19 protein-coding genes are annotated in these 19714 nt (G+C 56.0%); 13 read left to right on the forward strand and 6 right to left on the reverse strand.

Annotated features, from left to right (window positions below; genetic code table 11):
* Positions 1–17: 17 nt before the first annotated feature.
* Together ppk1 and B9Z45_RS10570 are read left to right on the forward strand one after the other, a co-directional pair.
* Positions 18–2102, forward strand: coding sequence for a polyphosphate kinase 1 (gene ppk1, locus B9Z45_RS10565; RefSeq protein WP_108407181.1), 2085 nt, complete (start codon positions 18–20; stop codon positions 2100–2102).
* Between the two features lie 5 nt (positions 2103–2107).
* On the forward strand, positions 2108–2569 hold the full coding sequence (locus B9Z45_RS10570; RefSeq protein WP_108407182.1) for a histidine phosphatase family protein: 462 nt from the start codon (positions 2108–2110) through the stop codon (positions 2567–2569).
* Positions 2570–2575: 6 nt separating this feature from the next.
* Here the strand turns inward: B9Z45_RS10570 and B9Z45_RS17260 are convergent, their stop codons facing one another.
* From B9Z45_RS17260 to B9Z45_RS10595, 5 genes are all read right to left on the reverse strand, one after another.
* Complete coding sequence (locus tag B9Z45_RS17260) at positions 2576–3100, reverse strand: hypothetical protein (protein WP_108407183.1); 525 nt, start codon at positions 3098–3100, stop codon at positions 2576–2578.
* Positions 3101–3232: 132 nt separating this feature from the next.
* Positions 3233–4735, reverse strand: a complete 1503-nt coding sequence (locus tag B9Z45_RS10580; protein ID WP_108407184.1) for a Ppx/GppA phosphatase family protein — start codon at positions 4733–4735, stop codon at positions 3233–3235.
* A 153-nt stretch (positions 4736–4888) separates the two neighbouring features.
* On the reverse strand, positions 4889–5221 hold the full coding sequence (locus tag B9Z45_RS10585; protein ID WP_108407204.1) for a helix-turn-helix transcriptional regulator: 333 nt from the start codon (positions 5219–5221) through the stop codon (positions 4889–4891).
* A gap of 23 nt (positions 5222–5244) precedes the next feature.
* Positions 5245–6495, reverse strand: a complete 1251-nt coding sequence (arsJ, locus tag B9Z45_RS10590) for an organoarsenical effux MFS transporter ArsJ (RefSeq protein ID WP_108407185.1) — start codon at positions 6493–6495, stop codon at positions 5245–5247.
* A gap of 1 nt (position 6496) precedes the next feature.
* Complete coding sequence (locus B9Z45_RS10595) at positions 6497–7540, reverse strand: ArsJ-associated glyceraldehyde-3-phosphate dehydrogenase (protein ID WP_108407186.1); 1044 nt, start codon at positions 7538–7540, stop codon at positions 6497–6499.
* Positions 7541–7722: 182 nt separating this feature from the next.
* On the opposite strand from B9Z45_RS10595, the gene B9Z45_RS10600 reads away from it, so the two are divergent.
* The 11 genes from B9Z45_RS10600 to B9Z45_RS10650 all read left to right on the forward strand — a co-directional run bounded on the left by B9Z45_RS10600 (position 7723) and on the right by B9Z45_RS10650 (position 19172).
* On the forward strand, positions 7723–9948 hold the full coding sequence (locus B9Z45_RS10600; protein WP_108407187.1) for a PhoX family phosphatase: 2226 nt from the start codon (positions 7723–7725) through the stop codon (positions 9946–9948).
* A gap of 189 nt (positions 9949–10137) precedes the next feature.
* Positions 10138–11157, forward strand: coding sequence for a phosphate ABC transporter substrate-binding protein PstS (gene pstS, locus B9Z45_RS10605; RefSeq protein ID WP_108407188.1), 1020 nt, complete (start codon positions 10138–10140; stop codon positions 11155–11157).
* A 91-nt stretch (positions 11158–11248) separates the two neighbouring features.
* A complete protein-coding gene (gene pstC / locus B9Z45_RS10610) occupies positions 11249–12226 on the forward strand; it encodes a phosphate ABC transporter permease subunit PstC (RefSeq protein ID WP_233252170.1) in 978 nt (325 codons plus the stop codon).
* 7 nt (positions 12227–12233) lie between these two features.
* Complete coding sequence (gene pstA, locus B9Z45_RS10615; RefSeq protein WP_108407206.1) at positions 12234–13088, forward strand: phosphate ABC transporter permease PstA; 855 nt, start codon at positions 12234–12236, stop codon at positions 13086–13088.
* A 54-nt stretch (positions 13089–13142) separates the two neighbouring features.
* Positions 13143–13916 carry a phosphate ABC transporter ATP-binding protein PstB gene (gene pstB / locus B9Z45_RS10620; protein ID WP_108407189.1) on the forward strand — a complete coding sequence of 258 codons (774 nt, stop codon included), beginning with the start codon at positions 13143–13145 and terminating at the stop codon, positions 13914–13916.
* 14 nt (positions 13917–13930) lie between these two features.
* Complete coding sequence (gene phoU / locus B9Z45_RS10625; RefSeq protein WP_108407190.1) at positions 13931–14629, forward strand: phosphate signaling complex protein PhoU; 699 nt, start codon at positions 13931–13933, stop codon at positions 14627–14629.
* Positions 14626–15321: a phosphate regulon transcriptional regulator PhoB gene (phoB, locus tag B9Z45_RS10630; RefSeq protein ID WP_108407191.1), complete on the forward strand. Its 696-nt coding sequence runs from the start codon at positions 14626–14628 to the stop codon at positions 15319–15321. The genes phoU and phoB overlap by 4 nt, the downstream gene beginning before the upstream one ends.
* A 10-nt stretch (positions 15322–15331) precedes the next feature.
* Positions 15332–16666 carry a phosphate regulon sensor histidine kinase PhoR gene (gene phoR / locus B9Z45_RS10635; RefSeq protein WP_108407192.1) on the forward strand — a complete coding sequence of 445 codons (1335 nt, stop codon included), beginning with the start codon at positions 15332–15334 and terminating at the stop codon, positions 16664–16666.
* Positions 16667–16793: 127 nt separating this feature from the next.
* A complete protein-coding gene (locus B9Z45_RS10640; protein WP_108407193.1) occupies positions 16794–18314 on the forward strand; it encodes a DUF5666 domain-containing protein in 1521 nt (506 codons plus the stop codon).
* Positions 18315–18348: 34 nt separating this feature from the next.
* Positions 18349–18702 (forward strand): DUF1924 domain-containing protein, encoded by a 354-nt coding sequence (locus B9Z45_RS10645; RefSeq protein WP_108407207.1) that lies wholly within the window; start codon positions 18349–18351, stop codon positions 18700–18702.
* Between the two features lie 83 nt (positions 18703–18785).
* On the forward strand, positions 18786–19172 hold the full coding sequence (locus B9Z45_RS10650) for a diheme cytochrome c (protein WP_233252171.1): 387 nt from the start codon (positions 18786–18788) through the stop codon (positions 19170–19172).
* Positions 19173–19443: 271 nt separating this feature from the next.
* Here B9Z45_RS10650 and B9Z45_RS10655 read toward each other — a convergent pair.
* The coding region (locus B9Z45_RS10655; RefSeq protein ID WP_146180911.1) for a transposase at positions 19444–19714 on the reverse strand (271 nt) is incomplete at its 5' end.

The raw sequence follows: 19714 nt of genomic DNA on the forward strand, positions 1-19714 counted from the left end.
TTCATTCAGACAATGCCATGGTTCACAAAAAAGTCGAAACTTCATCTGCAGACGACCGCCATGTCTTGCTGGACAGGGATCTGAGTATCCTGGCTTTCAACGAGCGTGTGCTCGATTGGGCCCACCGCCCTGAAGTGCCTGTTCTTGAGCGTTTGCGCTACCTGTGCATCGTGTCATCCAATCTTGATGAATTCTTTGAGGTGCGTGCCGAGCCGCATGTGATGGGCAGTTTGCAGGGCTTGAAAGCAGGTCCGTACACACAAGAAAGCCTGATCGCCATTGCCGAAAAAACCAGCACCATGGTGGCTCGCCAATACGCGCTGTACAACGACGATTTGCTGCCCACTTTGCAACGCAAGGGTTTTCGCATCCTGTCGCACGGCGAACGCAATGCGGCGCAGCGGCAATGGGTGAGAAGTTATTTTCAGCGTGAAGTGCAGCCTTTACTGCTCCCTGTCGGTTTGGACCCTGCGCATCCTTTTCCGCAGGTGGCCAACAAGTCCCTGAACTTTATCGTCCAGTTGTCGGGCAAAGACGCTTTCGGGCGGTCGAACGAGATTGCCATTGTCAAGGTTCCCCGTGTCTTGCCCCGGCTGATTCCCCTGCCTGCCAGGGTGTGTGACGGCACCACCGCATTTGTCATGCTGTCCAGTGTGATTCGGGCGCACCTCGCTGAATTGTTTCCAGGGCGTGAAGTGGGCCAGTTTTCTCAATTTCGTGTCACGCGCCATTCTGAATTGGCAGTGGATGAAGACGAAATTGCGAATTTGCGGATGGCCTTGCGACAAGGCCTGCAGCATCGGCATTACGGTCAAGCCGTGCGGCTCGAAGTGTCGGCCAATTGCTCCCCCCGATTGATGGAGTTTTTGCGCAAGGAGTTCCAACTGCCTGAGCATGCGGTATTTCGGGTCAATGGGCCGGTCAATCTGGTGCGCCTGATGCAACTGATTGATTTGATCGCTGCGCCTGATTTGCTGTTCCCACCTTACGAGGCCAGTTTTCCTGCGCAATTGCCGCAACATGGGTCGGTGTTTGCGCGGCTCAAAGAGGGTGACGTGATGATTCACCACCCTTTTGAGAGTTTTGATGGCGTGCTGGCGTTCTTGCGCGAGGCGGTCATGGACCCGAATGTGCTGGCCATCAAGCAGACGATATACCGCGCGGGCAGCGATCCAACCATGATGGATTTGCTGCGTGAGGCAGTGCGCCGGGGCAAAGAAGTCACTGCGGTGGTGGAGCTGAAGGCGCGCTTTGATGAAGAGGCCAACATCAACTGGGCTGAACAGCTGGAGGCGATTGGTGTGCAGGTGGTTTATGGCATCGTCGGCCTCAAGACCCACGCCAAGATGCTGCTGATCACTCGCCGCGAAGGGCGGTATCTGCGACGTTATGGCCATTTGTCGACAGGCAATTACAACCGCCGAACCGCATCGCTGTACACCGACATCAGCTACCTCACAGCGGATGCAGACATCACTGCCGACATGGATCAGTTGTTCAGCCATCTGGCCAGCCAGAGTCGGTTGCCCAAAATGAAACGTTTGTTGGTGGCGCCTTTTCAGTTGCATGACGATATGCAAAGGCGTATTGCAGCAGTGGGAGATGCTGCGGCGCGTGGTGCAGTTGGCCGCATTGTCATCAAGATGAACGCCTTGACCGATTTGCCTTTGATCGAGGCCTTGCTGGAAGCGGGGCAAAAAGGGGCAAAAATTGACTTGATCGTGCGGGGGGCTTGCATGTTGCCCGCACGTGTCGCGGGATTGAGCGAAAACATCCGGGTACGCTCGGTCATCGGCCGCTTTCTGGAGCATTCCCGGGTGTTTTATTTTTGCGCTGACCAGGACGAATCACTGTATTTGTCGAGTGCCGATTGGATGAGCAGAAATATGACGCGCAGGATCGAGTTGGCCTGGCCTGTGCTCGATCCGGTTTTGCGCCAGCGCATCATCGATGAATGTCTGACAGCCTATTTGCACGATGGCCGCGACGCCTGGGAACTGGCAGCAGACGGTCAATATCACCGGGTCGGCTTGACTGCACCTGGTCACGGCGCTCAAAGTGCCCTGATGCAACGCTACGGCGCCGCCACAAGCCAGGATTGAATGCGATGGATTTGATGTTGTGGCGCCATGCCGAAGCCCATGATGAAGAGCTTGCTGAAGAAGACATGCAAAGGGCCTTGACGCCCCGTGGGCGCCGACAAGCCGAACGCATGGCGGTCTGGCTTGAAAGCCAGTTGCCCCAAGGTACCCGCATCCTGAGTAGCCCTGCCGTCAGGGCTGAGCAAACAGTTCGGGCCTTGGGCCGGAAATACAAGGTGCGCGATGCCTTGTCGCCCGGTGCATCGGTCCAGGATGTTCTGGAAACAGCGGGCTGGCCCAACGCCAAGTACCCCGTTTTGCTGGTGGGGCATCAGCCGGCGCTGGGGGGTGTCATTGCCCAATTGTTGGAAATGCCCACAGCAGCATGTGCCATTCGCAAAGGGGCTGTTTGGTGGTTGCGCAACCGCACTCGGGAAGGCGCAAACCACACTGTTTTGCTGGCTGTCACCTCGCCAGAGCGTTTGTGAAATGGCTCAGTCCTTGGCAGGTCGTCCGGTCTTGATGGTCGGAACGCTGGCCAAGGCTTTCTTGAATAAGGCGTCTGGCATGCTGGCGAGTGCCTGCAAGCCCGCGCGGATGAGCTCGCTTTTCTTGATCTCGACGCTCAGGCCCAAGGCGCGTTTTTTCATTTCGCTGATTTGCAAAAGTTCATTTTTTGGAATGGTGAAACTGTCACGAACCACTTTGACTTTTTTATCCTTCAAGGGTTTGGCAGGCGCAGCAGCTGGTTTTTTGACAACAGGCTTTTGAGGCGCAGTGCGTGTGGTTTTGGCAGGGGCTTTGACAGCCGTTGACTTGGCTGTTTTGGAAACGAGTGCTTTGACTGGAGAAGCGACAGTCAGTGGCTTTTTGCGTTGTGGCGTCTTGGCCACTTTGCCTGGTGTTGGGGCTGCTGTTGACTTTTTCAGGGCGCCTGAACGAGGCCTTTTTTTACTGGGGGTGTTGGTTTGGGTGTCCACAGGGGAGGATGCTTTTGAAGCACTTTGTGTCAAGTTCATGGTGGTTAAAACTCAAAAAATAACGGTGCATACAGTTTATACCGTTGTGATGAACATGACAAGACATTGGCGTGATGCCATCTTTGCCCGCCGATCACATTGAAATACAAGATGCAACGTGTATTTGATGGTTCAGATCACTGAAACATGCAAGGTCCAGTCCGTTTTTTGCCAGGCGGCTTTTTCTTCCCGTAGCAAGTGCGCCGACTGAGGCCAAAGTTCAGCCCACGCGCTGTTGATTTTCAGGTGCGCAGTGCGTCGCAATGAATCACACGCCATGTTCAGGCCCGACAGGTCGGGGTCTCGCCGTGCGTGACACAAAATGACTGCGAGCCGCAGAGCCATGAGCTGTTGCACAAAGCTGGCGTCCTCCATTTCGGATTCGAGTTTGCGCAATTTTCCCCGGTGGCCAAGTACCAATTGGCTCAGGCGGTGCAACTCGTTCAGGGTGAAGCCAGGCAGGTCGGTGTTGTCCAGAATATAAGCGCCGTGCTTGTGGTAATCACTGTGTGAGATGCGCATGCCGGTTTCGTGCAGCTGACAAGCCCAATGCAGTTTTTGCAAATAACGCTGGCGTTCTCCTATGGGGGCATCCCGTGTGCTGGGGATTAATGCCTCCAGAAGGTTTTGGGCTGTTCGTGAAACCCGCTCGGCCTGCAACTTGTCGGTGCCAAAACGTTGTGCCAGCCAGTCCACCATGGACGACCGAACATCCTGAATACCTTCTCGGTCGATCAAGTCATACAGTGCGCCATGCCTGAGTGCGCCTTGTGCGGGGTGCATGACATCGATTTGCAGCAAATCAAAGACTGCCTGCAACACCGCCAATCCCCCTCCAATGACGGGTTTACGGTCTTCTTTGACCCCTTCAAGTCGCAGGTTGTCCAATTTCTGGGCTTTGACCAAGCGGTCTTTCAGCCAGGCGAGACCTTCACGCGTGATTTGATCTGCAGGCCAACCGGAGGCGCTCAATATGTCTGACACGGCCCCCACGGTGCCAGACGAGCCGTAGCATTTGTCCCAATGGCTGTTGTTGAACAGGCCATGGGCTTCGTCGAGGACCGCCTTGGCCCCGATTTCAGCCGCTTTGAAGGCCTGCAATGTCCACAAACCGTCCGGAAAATACTTCATCGACCAGCCCACGCTGCCCACCCGGTAAGACGCCAAGGTGCTGGCAATTTCGCGCTGGCCCAAAATCATTTCGGTGGAGCGCCCCCCAATATCGATCACCATACGACGCTCATCTGACTGAGGCAAGAGGTGCGAAACCCCCAGATAAATCAAGCGGGCCTCTTCTCTGCCCGCGATCACCTCAATCGGAAAGCCCAGGATGCGTTTGGCTGTGCTCAGGAAGACATCGCGGTTGCGTGCCTCGCGCAGGGTTTGTGTCGCCACGGCACGCACTTGGTTGGGCTTGAAGCCGGCGATGCGCTCACCAAAGCGTGCCAGGCAATCCCAGCCTCTTTCCATGGCTTCTTGGGTCAGGTTTCGTTCTGCGTCCAGGCCGTTGCCTTGGCGCACGGTCTCCTTGATGTACTCCACCCGCCGCAGTTGTCCTGCATCCATTTGGCCAATTTCGAGTCGAAAACTGTTGGAGCCCAGGTCAATGGCAGCGTAAAGGGACTTGGTTTGCATGCAGAAAATGTTGTTGGCAGGAAAGATTCAGATTATGTGACGGTGGTGTGAAGTTTTGATGACGCCAATGCAAATTGTCAGGCTTGTGGCCCTCATGAAATGTCATACCCAACGCGGGACAGTTTTTGAACCTATGCAGCCGGCACACCACTTTCAGCAATTGGCGGTGTCGCCGATTACAACAGGCATGTCATCGCAGGGCATGCCCTGGCAGCAATGCGCGGTCAAAAAGTCCATCAGGCTTCGCATGGCGCCGAGGTCAGCGCGGTAGCGCAAAAATCGGCCTTCGCGTTGCACGCTGACCAAGGCCGCGTGGTGCAATTCTTTGAGGTGAAACGAGAGCGTGTTGGCTGGCACATCCAGCGCCACAGAAAGTTGGCCGGGCTGAATGCCCTCAGGGCCGGCACCGACGATGGCCCTGAACACTTTCAGACGCGAGCTTTGCGCCAAAGCAGCCAGGGCCTTGACAGCCACGTCTTCGTCCATGACGTTGAAAAGAGAAATGGGGTTCATGGTGTGGTCTCTGATGTGGGCGTATGCGTAAGCAAGCCCATGGGTAAACGCAGCGTGGCCAGCCAGCACAAGAGCAGCATCAGCGCCGAGCCCAGCAGCGCATACATCAGCCCACCCCACTGGTAGAGCAAGCCCGAGAGCAAGGTGCCCATAAACCGCCCCAGCGCATTGGCTGCGTAATAAAAGCCCACGTCTTCAGCTGATTTTTCGGAGCCTGCGTAGGCCAGCACCAAATAGCTGTGTACCGACGAGTTGATGGCAAAGGCAAAGCCGAACAGGCTCAGCCCTCCCACCACCCACCACTGCAGCTGTGGCACATCCAGGTACATGGCTGCGGCGATGCCCAGCGGAATGAGCGTGAGTACAGCGGACCACCACCTTGCCGCAGGCACTTCACTGCTCAGGCCATCGGCACTGCGTCTAACCAGTTGCGGGGCCAGGGCCTGCACCAAGCCGTAGCCAATCGTCCAGGCTGCCAAAAAGCCACCCACCATGGTGAAGGTCCAGCCCACCGAGTACAAAAATACCGGAACGCCCACCACAAACCACACATCACGCGCGCCAAACAAAGCCACGCGAGCGGCCGCCAATGCGTTGATGCCTGGGTTTTTGGCAAACAGCTCTTTCGCAGAGCCCGAAGGTTTGCTCTTGCCCATCATGGGTGGCAAGCTGGTGACCACGCCCACCAGCACCAAAGTCAAGAGGCCTGACATCGCCCAAAGTGAGCCCTGAAAACCCAAGGTCTCCAACAGCAACCCGCCCAAGAAAAAGCCAAAGCCTTTCATGGCGTTTTTGCTGCCCGTGAACCAGGCCACCCACTTGAAGAGTTGCCCGTTGCTTTGGTCTTTGGCTTGTGCCTGTGTGATCTTGATGGCCGACTTGCTCGCGGTTTTGGTCAGGTCTTTGGCCACCCCGCACACGCCTTGCGCCAACACCACCCAAGCTACCGACATGGCGGCTGTCCAATCGGGCTGCAGGGCCGAGAGCAATCCCAAGCCGATGATCTGTGTGACCAGGCCCACGGTGAGCATGCGGGCAATGCCAAAGCGGGTGGCCAGCCAGCCGCCGATCAGGTTGGCCAGAACGCCCGCGCCTTCGTAGAGCAAGAACAAAAAGGCCAGCGTAAAGGGCGAATAGCCGAGCTTGTAAAAGTGCAGCAGCACCAACATGCGCAAAGCGCCATCGGTCAGGGTGAAGCCCCAATAGGCGGCAGTAACGATGCCGTAATGGCGTTCTGCAGCATTCATCTCAGATGCCCACCTCGTGCATGTGGCAAGCCAGATCCACCATGCGGCAGGCATAGCCCATTTCATTGTCGTACCAAGCGTAGATCTTCAGCATCGTGCCATCGGTCACCAGGGTCGACAGCGCATCCACAATGGCGCTGCGTGTGTCGCGGGCGTAGTCCACGCTGACTAGAGGGCGCGTTTCGTAGCCCAGAATTCCGGCCAGCGGGCCTTGGGCTGCGGCAGCAAACAAGGCGTTGACTTCTTCGGCGCTGATTTCGCGTTTCATCTCGAACACGCAATCGGTCAGTGAGGCGTTGAGCACTGGGGCACGCACCGCGTGGCCATTGAGCTTGTCCTTGAGGTCGGGGTAAATCAAAGCAATAGCCGTGGCGCTGCCGGTGGTGGTGGGGGCCAAGCTGACCATGGCGCTGCGGGCGCGGCGCAGGTCTTTGTGCGGCGCGTCGACCACCAAGTTGGTGTTGGTTGGGTCGTGGATGGTGGTGATCTGGCCGTGTCGGATGCCAATGGCTTCGTGTACGACTTTGACCACCGGAGCCAGGCAGTTGGTAGTGCACGATGCAGCCGTGACGATGCGGTCTTTGGCAGGGTTGTATTGCGTGTGGTTGATGCCAACCACGATGTTCAGCACATCGCCGACCTTCACGGGAGCGGCCACGATGACACGCTTGGCGCCCCGGTCCAGGTGGCCTTGAATCGTTTCAGGGGTCAAAAACTTCCCGGTGCACTCCAGCACCAGGTCTACGCCCAAGTCGCCCCAAGGAATATCGGCTGGGTTGGCGTGCGGAGAAAAGCCCAAGCTGCGCTCCCCGATTTGGATTCGGCGGTCACCCTCGGCCTCGATGCGTTCGCGCCACTTGCCTTGAACGCTGTCAAACGCCAACAAATGCGCGGTGGCCGCTGCGCCACCCTTGAGTTCGTTCAGGTGTACCACTTCCAGGCGGTTGCCTGCGCGCGGGTCATCTTGTTGGCGCTCAGCAGCGCCCATGGCCGCACGCAAGGCCAAACGGCCAATTCGGCCCATGCCGTTGATACCGACTTTCATGGCTTGTCTTTCAATGGTTCTGGAAATGTGATGGTCTGGACTGTGCCATGAATTTGTGACGGTTGAATGACAAGCCCGCCGTTGCCTCACCGGTGCTGGCATGTCTTTAAAGTTTTAAAATTGCGCCATCAAAATGTCACGGACAAGACCTGAAATGGTACTTTTCCACTTGGAGTTCTTTGATGTCCCACCACGATCACGACCCCGTCTTCAACACCTCTGGAAACCCCCATTTCCAGGATGTCTTGGCCCAATCCTTGCAAAACCCGGCACGTCGTGGTCTGTTGCGCGGTGGTTTGGGTTTGGCGGGCTTGGCCATGCTGCCCGGATGTGCCACCTTGACTGCGGGCCTGGCTGCTTCGCCATCTGCTTTGGGTTTTGCTGCCGTTGAGAAAAGCCTGCTGGACAACGTGATGCTGCCACCCGGCTACCAGTACAGCGTGTTGCACGCCACGGGCGATGCGCTCGATTCAGCCTTGGCCGCTTACTCCAACAAAGGCCTGGAGTCAGACGATTGGTCGCGCAGGGTGGGTGATCACCACGATGGCATGGACATTTATTACATCGATGCCAATGGCCGGTACTCCGAAAAGGAAACTGCGCGTGCCGTGCTGTGCGTGAACCACGAAAGCTCGGCCGACTCGCATTTCTTGCACCCGAATGGCCAGACTTCCAACAAGGTCAGTGGCAAAAAATTCACCCAGTTTGGGGACTGGGATTTGGGCGCCCGCCCTGAGCTGGAAGTGCTCAAAGAGATCAACCTGCATGGCGTGAGTGTGGTCGAAATTGTCAAGAGCCCGCAAGGTTGGCGCATTCAGCAAGACTCACCGCTGAACCGCCGCATCACGCCGCAAACGCCAGTGCGCATCAGCGGTCCACGCGCTCACATCGCGCAAATTCGCGGCTTCATGACCACCCGTTGGGACACGGCTGGGGCCATGTCCCGTGGCACGCTGAACAATTGCGGCCATGGCAAAACGCCTTGGGGCACTTATTTGGGCTGTGAAGAAAACTGGGCTTATTACTTTCAAACCACAGCGGGTGGTTCGGCTTTCTCAGCCAAAGAAATGGCTTCGCTCAAGCGTTATGGCGTGGCCTCTGCGGCCCCGGTGGCAGGCGTGGCAAAGGCCGCAGGGCAAGGCTGGCACACCGTGTCGGGCACAGACGACCGCTTTTCGCGTTGGAATTTGGCGGCAGTGGGCGCTACTGCTGAAAAAGATTTCCGCAACGAAGCCAACACTTTTGGGTTCAACGTCGAGATTGACCCCTTGGCCCCCAACGCCACACCCGCCAAGCGCGTGGCCATGGGCCGCTTTGCGCACGAAGCGGCCGTGTGCGGTGTGCCAAAAGCTGGCGAACCCTTGGCGTTTTACATAGGCTGCGATTCGCGCAACGAGTACATCTACAAGTTTGTGACCACCGCCCTGTGGGACCCACGCGATGTCGGTGGCGGCTTGGTGGCCGGTGACAAATACCTGAGTGAAGGCAAGCTTTACGCTGCCCGTTTTGACGCTTCGGGCCAGGGTGAGTGGTTGGAGTTGACGATGGCTGACCCGCGCATTGCCAATCACAGTGCTTACAAATTTGCCAACCAAGGTGATGTGTTGGTCAATGCACGTTATGCGGCCGATGCTGTGGGAGCCACCAAAATGGACCGTCCGGAGTGGGGTGCTGTCAACCACCGCAACGGCGAGATCTATTTCGCATTGACCAACAACAGCGCCGCCAATCGAACGCCTGCCAAAACCGACCTAGCCAACCCGCGTGCTTACATGGACATGGACGGCGTGAAAAGCATGGGCAACCCCAACGGCCACATCATCCGCTTCAAAGAGTCAGGCCATCAAGCCTCAGCCAAATCCTTTGCCTGGGACATCTTTGTGTTTGGCGCAGAAGAAGACTCAGGCGATGTCAACTTGTCGGGCTTGACTGCCAAAAATGCCTTTTCTTCACCCGATGGCCTGTGGTTCAGCAAGGCCACTGGCATTTGCTGGATCCAGACGGACGACGGCGCTTTCACGGATGAAACCAACTGCATGATGCTGGCCGCCATTCCTGGCCAGGTGGGTGACGGCGGCAAAGTCACCGTTAAAAACAAGATGGTGGTGGGCGGTGTCGAGCAAACCGGCACGCAAGAAACCTTCTTGGGTGCGGCTTTGGGAGAGGCCAAACTGCGCCGCTTCCTGGTGGCCCCAAAGGGCGCAGAGGTGACGGGCATCACCGAAACCCCTGATGGCCGAACTTTGTTTGTCAACATCCAGCACCCTGGCGAATTGTCCAAGCCCCAGTCTTCAGGCGGTGCCCCACAGAGTGTGTGGCCTGGCAACCAAGGCTACGGCGTGGCCGGTCGCCCACGTTCAGCCACCATCGTGATCACCCGCAAAGACGGCGGTTTGATCGGTTTGTAAGCCCAAAAAGCGCACGCATCGGTGCGACTGCGTGCGCTGCCTCACTGAACACGCCTTCGGGCGTGTTTTTTTAATCTGCATTTGGCTCTTTTGACATCGTTTTGTCACAATGGCTGATTAAAGTCGAATCAGTCCCCACGAAAGACCTCTCGGGCGACTTCGTACCCATACCCCTAAACAGGAGTTCACATGTTGAAATTGAAATCTTTAGCAGCTGCCATTGGCCTGAGCGCTGTCGCAGCGGCCAGCTTTGCTGCTGACATCACCGGCGCAGGCGCGACTTTCCCGTTCCCTATTTATGCCAAGTGGGCTGAGGGCTACAAAGCCGCCACCGGCACCGGCATGAACTACCAGTCCATCGGTTCTTCAGGCGGTATCAAGCAAATCCGCGCCAAGACCGTGACTTTTGGTGCGACCGATGCCCCCGTCAAAGGTGAAGACCTTGACAAAGACGCCATGGTCCAGTTCCCCGCCATCATCGGCGGCACAGTTCCCGTGATTAACCTGGATGGTTTCAAGCCAGGCGAATTGCGCGTGACGGGTACCGTCATGGCCGAGATGTTCATGGGCAAAATCAGCAAGTGGAACGACCCCAAGTTTGCCGCTTTGAACCCTGGTAAAAACTTGCCCAACGAGATCATCACCGTGGTGCACCGCGCCGACGGTTCGGGCACCACCTTCAACTGGACCGACTACCTGACCGCTGTCAGCAAAGAGTGGGCTGACACAGTGGGCAAGGGCGCTGCGGTCAAGTGGCCAGCTTCTACATCGGTGGGTGGCAAGGGCAACGAAGGTGTTGCAGCCAACGTGAACCGCATCAAAGGTTCTTTGGGCTATGTGGAATACGCCTACGTGAAAAAGAACAAGATGAACTTCATGCAAATCCAGAACGCCGACGGCAAGTACGTCAGCCCTGATGACGCCACCTTTGCGGCGGCCGCAGCCAGTGCCGACTGGTTCAGCGTGCCGGGCATGGGCGTGTCCATGGTCAATGCCAAAGGCGCCAACAGCTGGCCCGTCAGCACGGCTTCTTTCATCTTGATGTACACAAACCCAGCCGATAAAGCTGCTTCTGCTGAAGCCCTCAAGTTCTTTGACTGGTCCTTCAAAAATGGCAAGAAAATGGCAGCCGACCTGGATTACGTGCCTTTGCCAGACAGCTTGACCGATCAGATCCGTTCCAAAGTCTGGTCAAAAATCCAGAAGTAATTCAGGCTTCGGTCTGCCATCCGTCGGTTGTCATCCAACGACCGACGGATTTCTTGTTTAATTGGATGCTCTTTGTTTGATCGGTCAAGACATGCAATCCCCTCCCTCCAGTGCGGACAGCACCAGCCACATGCTGAGCGTGGTCAAGCGGCAGCGTTTGCAAGACCTGTTGTTTCACCGCCTGACACAGCTGTTTTCACTATTGGTTCTGGTGGCTTTGGCTGGGATCATCGTGTCCTTGTTCATCAATGCCTGGCCTACCTTTGCCAAGTTTGGCGCGCGCTTCATTTGGTATGTGGAATGGGACATCATCAACGAAGAGTTTGGTGCAGCGATTGCGATTGTTGGCACGCTGGCCAGCGCGGGCATTGCCATGTTGGTGGCGGTGCCCCTCGCCTTTGGCATTGCCGTGTTTTTGACTGAAACCTGCCCCGTCTGGTTGCGCCGACCCTTAGGCACTGCCATCGAGTTACTGGCAGCGGTGCCATCGATCATTTATGGCATGTTTGGCTTGTTCGTGTTTGCCCCCATTTTTGCCGATTACATCCAGGTACCGCTGCGCGATGTGCTTGGCGGTATGCCGCTGATCGGGTTTTTGTTTGGTGGAGCACCCAACGGCATGGGCATTTTGGCCGCCGGTATCGTGTTGGCCTTTATGGTCTTGCCGTTTGTGGCCGCTGTGATGCGTGACGTGTTCGAAATTACCCCCCCCATCTTGCGTGAATCGGCTTATGGCCTGGGTTGCACGACCTGGGAAGTGGTGCGCAAGATTGTGTTGCCTTACACCCAAAAAGGCGTTATCGGCGGCATCATGCTGGGTTTGGGCCGGGCACTGGGTGAGACCATGGCGGTGACCTTTGTGATTGGCAATGCCAACCGCATGCCCACTTCGCTTTTCTCGCCGGGTACATCGATTGCCTCCACACTCGCCAATGAGTTTGGTGAGGCCGATGACTTCCATATTTCCTCACTTTTCGCGCTCGGCTTTTTGTTGTTCGTGATCACTTTCGTGGTCTTGGCCTTCGCCAAAATCATGATCAACCGGGCTGAAAAAGCCAAGGGGTTCTGACATGGCGATGAACATGAATGAAGCTTTGTACCGCCGTCGCCGTTTGGCCAATGCTTGGGGCATGGTCACTTCCATGCTGGCCATGGGCATGGGCTTGGCGGTGTTGTTGTGGATCTTGGTGGTGTTGTTTTCTAACGGTTTTGCCGCGCTGGATTGGAACTTGCTGACACAAGACACGCCCGCACCTGGAACAGAAGGTGGCGGGCTGCGCAACGCCATTGTGGGCAGTTTGATGATGGTGGGGCTCACTGTATTGGTGGCCACACCTGTGGGTATTTTGGCGGGTATTTACCTGACTGAGTACGGTGATCAAAGCAAAACGGCCGAACTCACACGTTTTGTGACCGACATCATGCTGTCGGCACCGTCGATCGTGATCGGCTTGTTTGTGTATGCCATTGCCGTGGCCACCTTGGGCACTTTTTCTGGCTACGCGGGCAGTCTGGCACTGGCCTTGATTGCTGTGCCTGTGATCATGCGAACGACTGAAAACATGCTCCGATTGGTGCCTGGTAGTTTGCGTGAAGCTGCCTTTGCACTGGGCGCACCGCGTTGGAAGGTGTCGCTGTCGGTCACGCTGCGTGCGGCCAAAAGTGGGGTGATCACCGGTTTGTTATTGGCTGTTGCCCGCATCAGCGGAGAGACCGCGCCATTGCTTTTCACGGCGCTGAATAACCAGTTCTTCAATGCCGACATGTCCAAGCCAATGGCCAACTTGCCTGTGGTGATTTTCCAATTCGCCATGAGCCCGTATGAGAACTGGATTCGTCTGGCTTGGGCGGGTGCCTTGTTGGTCACCTTGGCTGTTTTGGTGCTCAATATTTTGGCCCGTGTATTTTTCAGGGACAAGCAGTCGGTTTGATGCCGTCTGACCCCAAGCCTCCCGATTTTTCAATTTGCATTCACAGGAATCCACATGCCTGACAAGACACCGACCCGAAACGCACTGGAAGTGCGCAACCTTGACTTTTATTACGGCAAGTTCAAAGGCCTGAAAAATGTCAACCTCGACATCGCTGAGCATCGCGTGACGGCTTTTATTGGCCCTTCCGGTTGCGGCAAGTCCACCTTGCTGCGCACGCTCAACCGCATGTACAGCCTGTACCCGGGTCAACGCGCTGAAGGTGAGATCAAGTTTTATGGTCAAAACATTCTGGCCAAAGGCCAGGACCTGAACTTGCTGCGTGCTCAAATTGGCATGGTGTTCCAAAAGCCCACACCTTTCCCGATGTCGATCTACGACAACATCGCTTTTGGGGTGCGCTTGTACGAAAACCTCAGCCGTGCCGACATGGACGATCGCGTAGAGTCGGCCTTGACCAAGGCAGCCATATGGAACGAAGTCAAAGACAAACTCGGCCAAAGCGGCTTGTCACTTTCGGGTGGCCAGCAGCAGCGTTTGTGCATTGCACGCACCGTAGCTGTCAAGCCCAAAGTCATCTTGCTGGACGAACCCACCTCGGCACTTGACCCTATCTCGACCGCCAAGGTGGAAGAGTTGGTGAGCGAGTTGAAAAAAGAATACACCGTGGCCATCGTGACGCACAACATGCAGCAGGCTGCGCGAGTGTCGGACTTCACTGCCTACATGTATCTGGGCGAACTGGTCGAATTTGGTCAGACCGAGCAGATTTTCATGAAGCCTGCCCGTCAGGAAACCGAAGATTACATCACCGGCCGTTTTGGCTGATCAGGAGAAGAACCATGGAAAAACATATTTCAAGTCAATTCGACGCCGACCTAACCAACGTGTCATCCCGTGTTTTGGAACTGGGTGGTTTGGTGGAGTCTCAAACACGCCACGCCGTCTACGCTTTGGCCCAATTCAGTTCGGAAGTTGCTGACCAGGTCATTGCCACCGAAAAGCAAGTCAACACCTTGGAAGTTGAGATTGACGCCGAGTTGGCCACCATCATTGCCCGTCGACAGCCGACTGCGCGTGACTTGCGCTTGCTGATGGCGATCTCCAAGATCACCGGCAACCTCGAGCGCGCTGGTGATGAAGCCGATCGGATTGCCCGAATGGTTAAAAAAATTCTGGAGCAAGGCAGCCCTCGCAACCTTCCTTCTTCGGAATTACGGATCGCTTCAGACCTGGCCTCGGGGTTACTGCGCAAGGCATTGGACGCATTTGCGCGGCTCGATGTGAACACGGCCTTGGTGATTTTGAAGGAAGACGATCTGATCGACGCTGAATTCAATGGTTTTGTCCGCAAGTTGATCACTTACATGATGGAAGACCCCCGTACCATCTCGGCCAGTCTGGATTTGCTGTTTGTGGCCAAGGCGATTGAGCGCATCGGTGACCATGCCAAGAACATCGCCGAATTTGTGATTTATGTCGTCAAAGGTTCTGATGTCCGCCACACAGCGCTGACTGAAATTGAAAAAGCGGTGAGATGAAAAGTTTGCCGAGAATTTTGATCGTTGAGGACGAGGCGCCTATCGCCGAACTGATTTCGGTCAATTTGCGGCACAACGGATTTCAACCAGTCTGGGCCATGGACTCTGAGTCTGCTCAACGTGAGTTGGATGAAATATTGCCCGATGTGATTTTGCTCGACTGGATGCTGCCCGGTGAAAGTGGCTTGAAATTGGCGCGGCGCTGGAGAAATTCGGCACGGACCAAGGCCGTACCTATCTTGATGCTCACTGCACGTGGCGATGAGGCGGATCGGGTCGCTGGCTTGGATGCCGGAGCCGACGATTACATTGTCAAACCCTTCTCGCCGCGCGAATTGCTGGCCCGAATACGGGCTGTGCTGCGACGAAGGGTTCCTGAGTCTGTGGGTGGGGCCGTTAAGATTGGAGAACTGCAGTTAGACGCTGATACCTACCGTGTCAGTTGGCAAGACAAGCCGATCAAAGTGGGTCCTACTGAATTCAAGCTGTTGCAGTATTTAATGAGACATCCCGAACGTGTTCACACGCGCGGCATGTTGCTTGACAAAATTTGGGGTGACCACGTTTACATTGAAGAGCGTACCGTGGATGTGCATGTCAAACGCCTGCGCGAGTCTCTGGGTGGTGCTGGCACTATGATCGAAACCGTTCGAGGTGCAGGTTACCGCATGACCGGAACGCCCTCCAATTAAGGGTTTTTGAATGTTGGTTCCGATACTTGAACTTGTTTTTGCCGGGGTGGTCGTGGCTTTGCCGGTTTGGTGGTGGGCTGGCTTGACCCAGGCGGTATTCGCTGCCCTGATTGCGGTGTTTGTCTACGCCATTGTCCTGATTTGGAAAACACACCGCATTGAACAGTGGTTGTCGCAATCTGACTTGCACAGTCCTGTGCCTTGGAGGGGTGTTTGGGCAGAGATTGCTCAGCGGGTTCAGCGCTTGCTGCGCCATAGGGAAACGCAAACCAACATGGCCGAGCAGCGTTTGCAGTATTTTTTGCAAGCCATCCAAGCCTCTCCCAACGGCGTGACTTTGTTGGACGCACAAGGTCGCATTGAATGGTGTAACTCCACGGCATCCAGTCACTTGGGCATGGATGTCAGCCGGGATTTGAAACAACACATTGTTCATTTGGTTCGCGACCCTGTTTTTGCCAAATACATTGCTGCAAATGATCACACTGCAGAAGCGGTGATTGACGGCCGTGCCAGTTCATTGACACAAACCCCCAAGTTGTCGGTGCAACTCCATATGTATGGAGAAGGACAACAGTTGTTGCTCACACGAGACATCACATCGGTCACTTTGGCCGATGCAATGCGCCGAGATTTTGTGGCCAACGTGTCTCATGAAATTCGAACGCCGCTGACCGTGCTTGCTGGGTTTGTTGAAACAATGCAATCGATCCCTTTGCCACCTGAAGAGCAGCAGCGGTATCTGCATTTGATGGCAGTTCAGGCAGACCGCATGCAAAGTTTGGTGGCTGACTTATTGACCTTGTCCCAGCTGGAAGGCAGTCTGCCTCCTGGTTTACATGAAAAAGTGAACCTGCCGGACCTGATGAGCAGTGTGGCTGCAGATGCGCAGGCGCTGTCTTCGGTGCTTTCGGGGCTCGAAGGCGAACAGGGGGGATTGCTGCATGATTTGGTATTTGAACCCGTGCCGCATTGGACTTTGTTGGGTGTGCGCTCAGAATTGCTAAGCGCCATTACCAATCTGGTCAGCAATGCCGTTCGTTACACACCGCCAGGGGGTTTGATTCGTGTTGGCTGGTCTCGCACCGCCGAAGGCGCAATTTTCTCAGTGAGTGACACAGGCCCAGGTATTGCGCCTGAGCATCTGCCGCGTTTATCGGAAAGGTTTTACCGCGTGGATCGCAGCCGATCGCGGGAAACGGGTGGCACTGGCTTGGGCTTGGCCATTGCCAAGCATGTGGTGCAACGCCACGGCGGTGAGCTACGCATCCAAAGCCAAGTAGGCCAAGGCTCTACATTCATGCTGGTTTTGCCTGCAGCACGCATTGAACTGTTGTCGGATTGACCCATCCCCGAACTGTTGCAGTGTCATTGGAGTTTTTCGGATCTGGCGTCACCTTTTGACTGACTGGCCTTAAGCCGGATTTCATCTCGGGTCTTTAACCTTCATTTATCCATGAAAGGTTGATCCTGTGAAGAACCCTGTCAAATACCAAAAAATTGTCGCTCATGCCGCTGTGCTGGCTGGATTGTCGATTCTGCAAGCTTGTGGTGGAGGAAGTGGGTCCTCCGAAAATCCTTCAAATCTCAGCAGCAGCGACAACCCGGGTGGGGTGGCTACTTACGCTGGCGTCCAAACCAGTTATCTGGGCACGATCACTGGCCTGGGCTCCATCGTTGTCAATGGTGTTCGTTTTGAGACCACGTCGGCCACTGTCATGGACAGTGACGAGCTGTATGGATTGGTCGAGTACTCCAGTCCCCTTGCTTTGGGTATGACCGTGGCTTTGCACGGCAGTGCAGATGAAGCCCAAAGCCTGGGAAGTGCCAGCAAGATTCGCCTGCTGGGTGGGGTGCGCGGAACGGTCAGTGCCTTTGTCTCAGGCCAAGCCATGACCATTGGTGGACAAACGGTCACATTGAATGCCAGCACCCTTTATGCCGATGCGACAGGGCAATCGTTTACGCCACAGGCAGGAAGCTATGTCAATGTCTACGGCGTCATGCAAGCTGACAACAGCTTTTTGGCAACCCGTGTGGTGAGTGTCAGTGCGACCAATTTCAGCTTCGATGCCGCATGGCGTGGCCAATCGAGCGCGCCTGTCAGTGCTGTCTCAGGTATCACTTTGAGTCTCAGTACAGGACCTTCCAGTTTCTCTGTTTGTCCTGTGGTCAGTTGCACCCTTGAGCCTGCTGGCGCTGATTTGACAGGTTTGCATGCTGTGCGTGTGTTGGCCTTGGATGACAGTCAACGCTCTGGCAGCAGCCTGATAGCCACCAAAATCCAGGTGCTGGATGCCACGCAAGTGTTGAATTGGGCTGGTGGCGCATCCGGTCAGACCAAGATCAAAGGGGTGGCCACTACAGACGGTACGCAATGGGCCATTGGTGGCGTTCCTGTGCTTTCGAATGGAGCGTCTTGGACGCCTGGGAAATTTTATGAAGTCCGCGGCGCTCTCACCAATGGTGTGTTGTCTGTGACGCGCTCGGAGCAAGAGGGTCAGGAGTCGTACCGTTCGATCACCGCCGGGGGCAGCACAAGCCATTACAGCAACGAGTTGTTCGGCTCCGTGAGCAATTTGCAGGGCAACACCATGACGGTGCAAGGCACTACAGTGGATGTCAGTCAAGCCTATTTTGAGCGGGGTTCGTTGGTCACTTTGACCAATGGTGCCTACGTGGAGATCAAGGGTGTCATGACTGGCGGTGTTCTGCTGGCCAGCAAGGTGGACAGCAAAACCAGCACTGTTGCCGGTCAAGGGACTCGATTCGAGGTGTATGGCATGGTCAGCAACTGGTCCGCTTCTGGTTTCTCCCTGGCCTCGGGCAATACGGTCTACAACGCCGTTCTGGGTAGCCAAACACGCATTGATCAGGAGCACGGCCAGCTGGCCAATGGGCGTTTTTTTGAAGTCAAGGGTTACATGAGTGGCGCTGATTTTGTGGCGCTCAAAATGGAGGTCAAATCGGCGGGTGGCCACCGTGCTTACTGAGCGAATCGCTGTTGCCACATTGCTGCTGTTGGGTATGGCGTTCGGGCCCCAGGCCTTGGCCAGTTCCCCCCAAGCCGAATTACAGCGATGGCAGCAAGCGGCAGGGCAGCCGGGCAATGCCGCGCGTGGACAGGCTTTTTTCACACAACGCCTTGGTGGGGAATGGTCATGTGCATCGTGCCATGGCGACCCCCCCACCCGTGACAGCAAACACGCATCAACGGGCAAGAAGATCGCAGCCATGGCCCCAGCCTTCAATGCCGAGCGCTTGACCGACAGCGCCAAGGTCGAAAAATGGTTCAAGCGCAACTGCAAAGATGTGTTGTCGCGGGAGTGCACTGCCATTGAAAAGGTCGATGTACTGGCTTATCTGATGGGCTTGAAATGATGCATTCAGTCTTTTTAAAACTTTCAGCCTGGACTGCACTTGTGTATTTCTTTGCATTGCCCGTCTGGGCCGATGGGCGGCTCATGCCCGCGCAGGTGCCACCTGTGTACAAACAAGAGTGCGCGGCGTGTCACATGGCTTATCCGCCAGGCATGTTGCCGGCGGCTTCATGGCAACGCATCATGCTGGGCTTGGATAAGCATTACGGCAGTGATGCATCGATGGCGCCGGAGCAGGTCCAGCAAGTGTCTGTTTGGCTCAAGGCCAACGCGGGGACTTACAAGCGTGTGCGCGAAGAGCCCCCACAAGACCGCATCACCCGGTCGGCCTGGTTTGCCCGCAAGCACAGGGAAGTGGACTCAGCGGTCTGGAAGCGAGTCAGTGTCAAGAGCGCTGCGCAATGCGAGGCTTGCCATACCCAGGCTGAGAACGGAAATTTTGACGAGCATCAAGTGCGAATTCCACGCTGAACGCTTGGGATGCCTGCAATCGCTCACGCAAATGGAAAATTTCAAATGATTTCGAATACTTCTTCAACAGCCCTCACCCATCAGGGCACCCCTGCGCCAACCCGGCGCACGGTGGACGCGTTAAGGCTACGCTGAACAAGCCAACGAATTCAGCGATATGTTGCTAGTTGATTGCATGATGCGAGATGTGATGGGCGAAGCGGCCCAATTTCGGCCCGTATTTCTGGCCTTTTCACGCCAGACACGCGCATTGCGCGCTCTGAAGACGCACTCATGCCATGCGGCGTCCACGCGCTAAGTAGATGTTGGCCAGACCCAAGGCCACGAACGAGCGCGTGGCGTTCTTGGCCAGGCCGCGATAGCGCACCTTGGTGAAGCCCCACAGCCGCTTGACCACTGCGAAGACGTGCTCCACCCGGGCGCGTACCTTGGACTTGTTGCGATTCTTCGAGCGCAGGGCCGGGTCAACCTCACCTCCCTTGCGCACCCGCTGGTTGGTGAAGTCGTTCGCATGTGGTGCCTTGGATGCGATCAGTGCCTTC

It is taken from the genome of Limnohabitans sp. 2KL-17 (assembly GCF_003063415.1).
Taxonomy (GTDB): Bacteria; Pseudomonadota; Gammaproteobacteria; order Burkholderiales; family Burkholderiaceae_C; genus Limnohabitans_A.

Excerpts from the sequence above, each read along its gene's own strand:
- B9Z45_RS10580 (WP_108407184.1), bottom strand. The coding sequence starts at position 4,735 with ATGCAAACCAAGTCCCTTTACGCTGCCATTGACCTGGGCTCCAACAGT.
- B9Z45_RS10585 (WP_108407204.1), bottom strand. The coding sequence starts at position 5,221 with ATGGACGAAGACGTGGCTGTCAAGGCCCTGGCTGCTTTGGCGCAAAGC.
- pstA (WP_108407206.1), top strand. The coding sequence starts at position 12,234 with ATGAACATGAATGAAGCTTTGTACCGCCGTCGCCGTTTGGCCAATGCT.
- B9Z45_RS10650 (WP_233252171.1), top strand. The coding sequence starts at position 18,786 with ATGCCCGCGCAGGTGCCACCTGTGTACAAACAAGAGTGCGCGGCGTGT.
- pstB (WP_108407189.1), top strand. The coding sequence starts at position 13,143 with ATGCCTGACAAGACACCGACCCGAAACGCACTGGAAGTGCGCAACCTT.
- phoB (WP_108407191.1), top strand. The coding sequence starts at position 14,626 with ATGAAAAGTTTGCCGAGAATTTTGATCGTTGAGGACGAGGCGCCTATC.
- phoR (WP_108407192.1), top strand. The coding sequence starts at position 15,332 with ATGTTGGTTCCGATACTTGAACTTGTTTTTGCCGGGGTGGTCGTGGCT.
- B9Z45_RS17260 (WP_108407183.1), bottom strand. The coding sequence starts at position 3,100 with ATGAACTTGACACAAAGTGCTTCAAAAGCATCCTCCCCTGTGGACACC.
- B9Z45_RS10595 (WP_108407186.1), bottom strand. The coding sequence starts at position 7,540 with ATGAAAGTCGGTATCAACGGCATGGGCCGAATTGGCCGTTTGGCCTTG.
- B9Z45_RS10570 (WP_108407182.1), top strand. The coding sequence starts at position 2,108 with ATGGATTTGATGTTGTGGCGCCATGCCGAAGCCCATGATGAAGAGCTT.
- pstS (WP_108407188.1), top strand. The coding sequence starts at position 10,138 with ATGTTGAAATTGAAATCTTTAGCAGCTGCCATTGGCCTGAGCGCTGTC.
- B9Z45_RS10600 (WP_108407187.1), top strand. The coding sequence starts at position 7,723 with ATGTCCCACCACGATCACGACCCCGTCTTCAACACCTCTGGAAACCCC.
- pstC (WP_233252170.1), top strand. The coding sequence starts at position 11,249 with ATGCAATCCCCTCCCTCCAGTGCGGACAGCACCAGCCACATGCTGAGC.
- B9Z45_RS10645 (WP_108407207.1), top strand. The coding sequence starts at position 18,349 with ATGGCGTTCGGGCCCCAGGCCTTGGCCAGTTCCCCCCAAGCCGAATTA.
- phoU (WP_108407190.1), top strand. The coding sequence starts at position 13,931 with ATGGAAAAACATATTTCAAGTCAATTCGACGCCGACCTAACCAACGTG.
- arsJ (WP_108407185.1), bottom strand. The coding sequence starts at position 6,495 with ATGAATGCTGCAGAACGCCATTACGGCATCGTTACTGCCGCCTATTGG.
- ppk1 (WP_108407181.1), top strand. The coding sequence starts at position 18 with ATGGTTCACAAAAAAGTCGAAACTTCATCTGCAGACGACCGCCATGTC.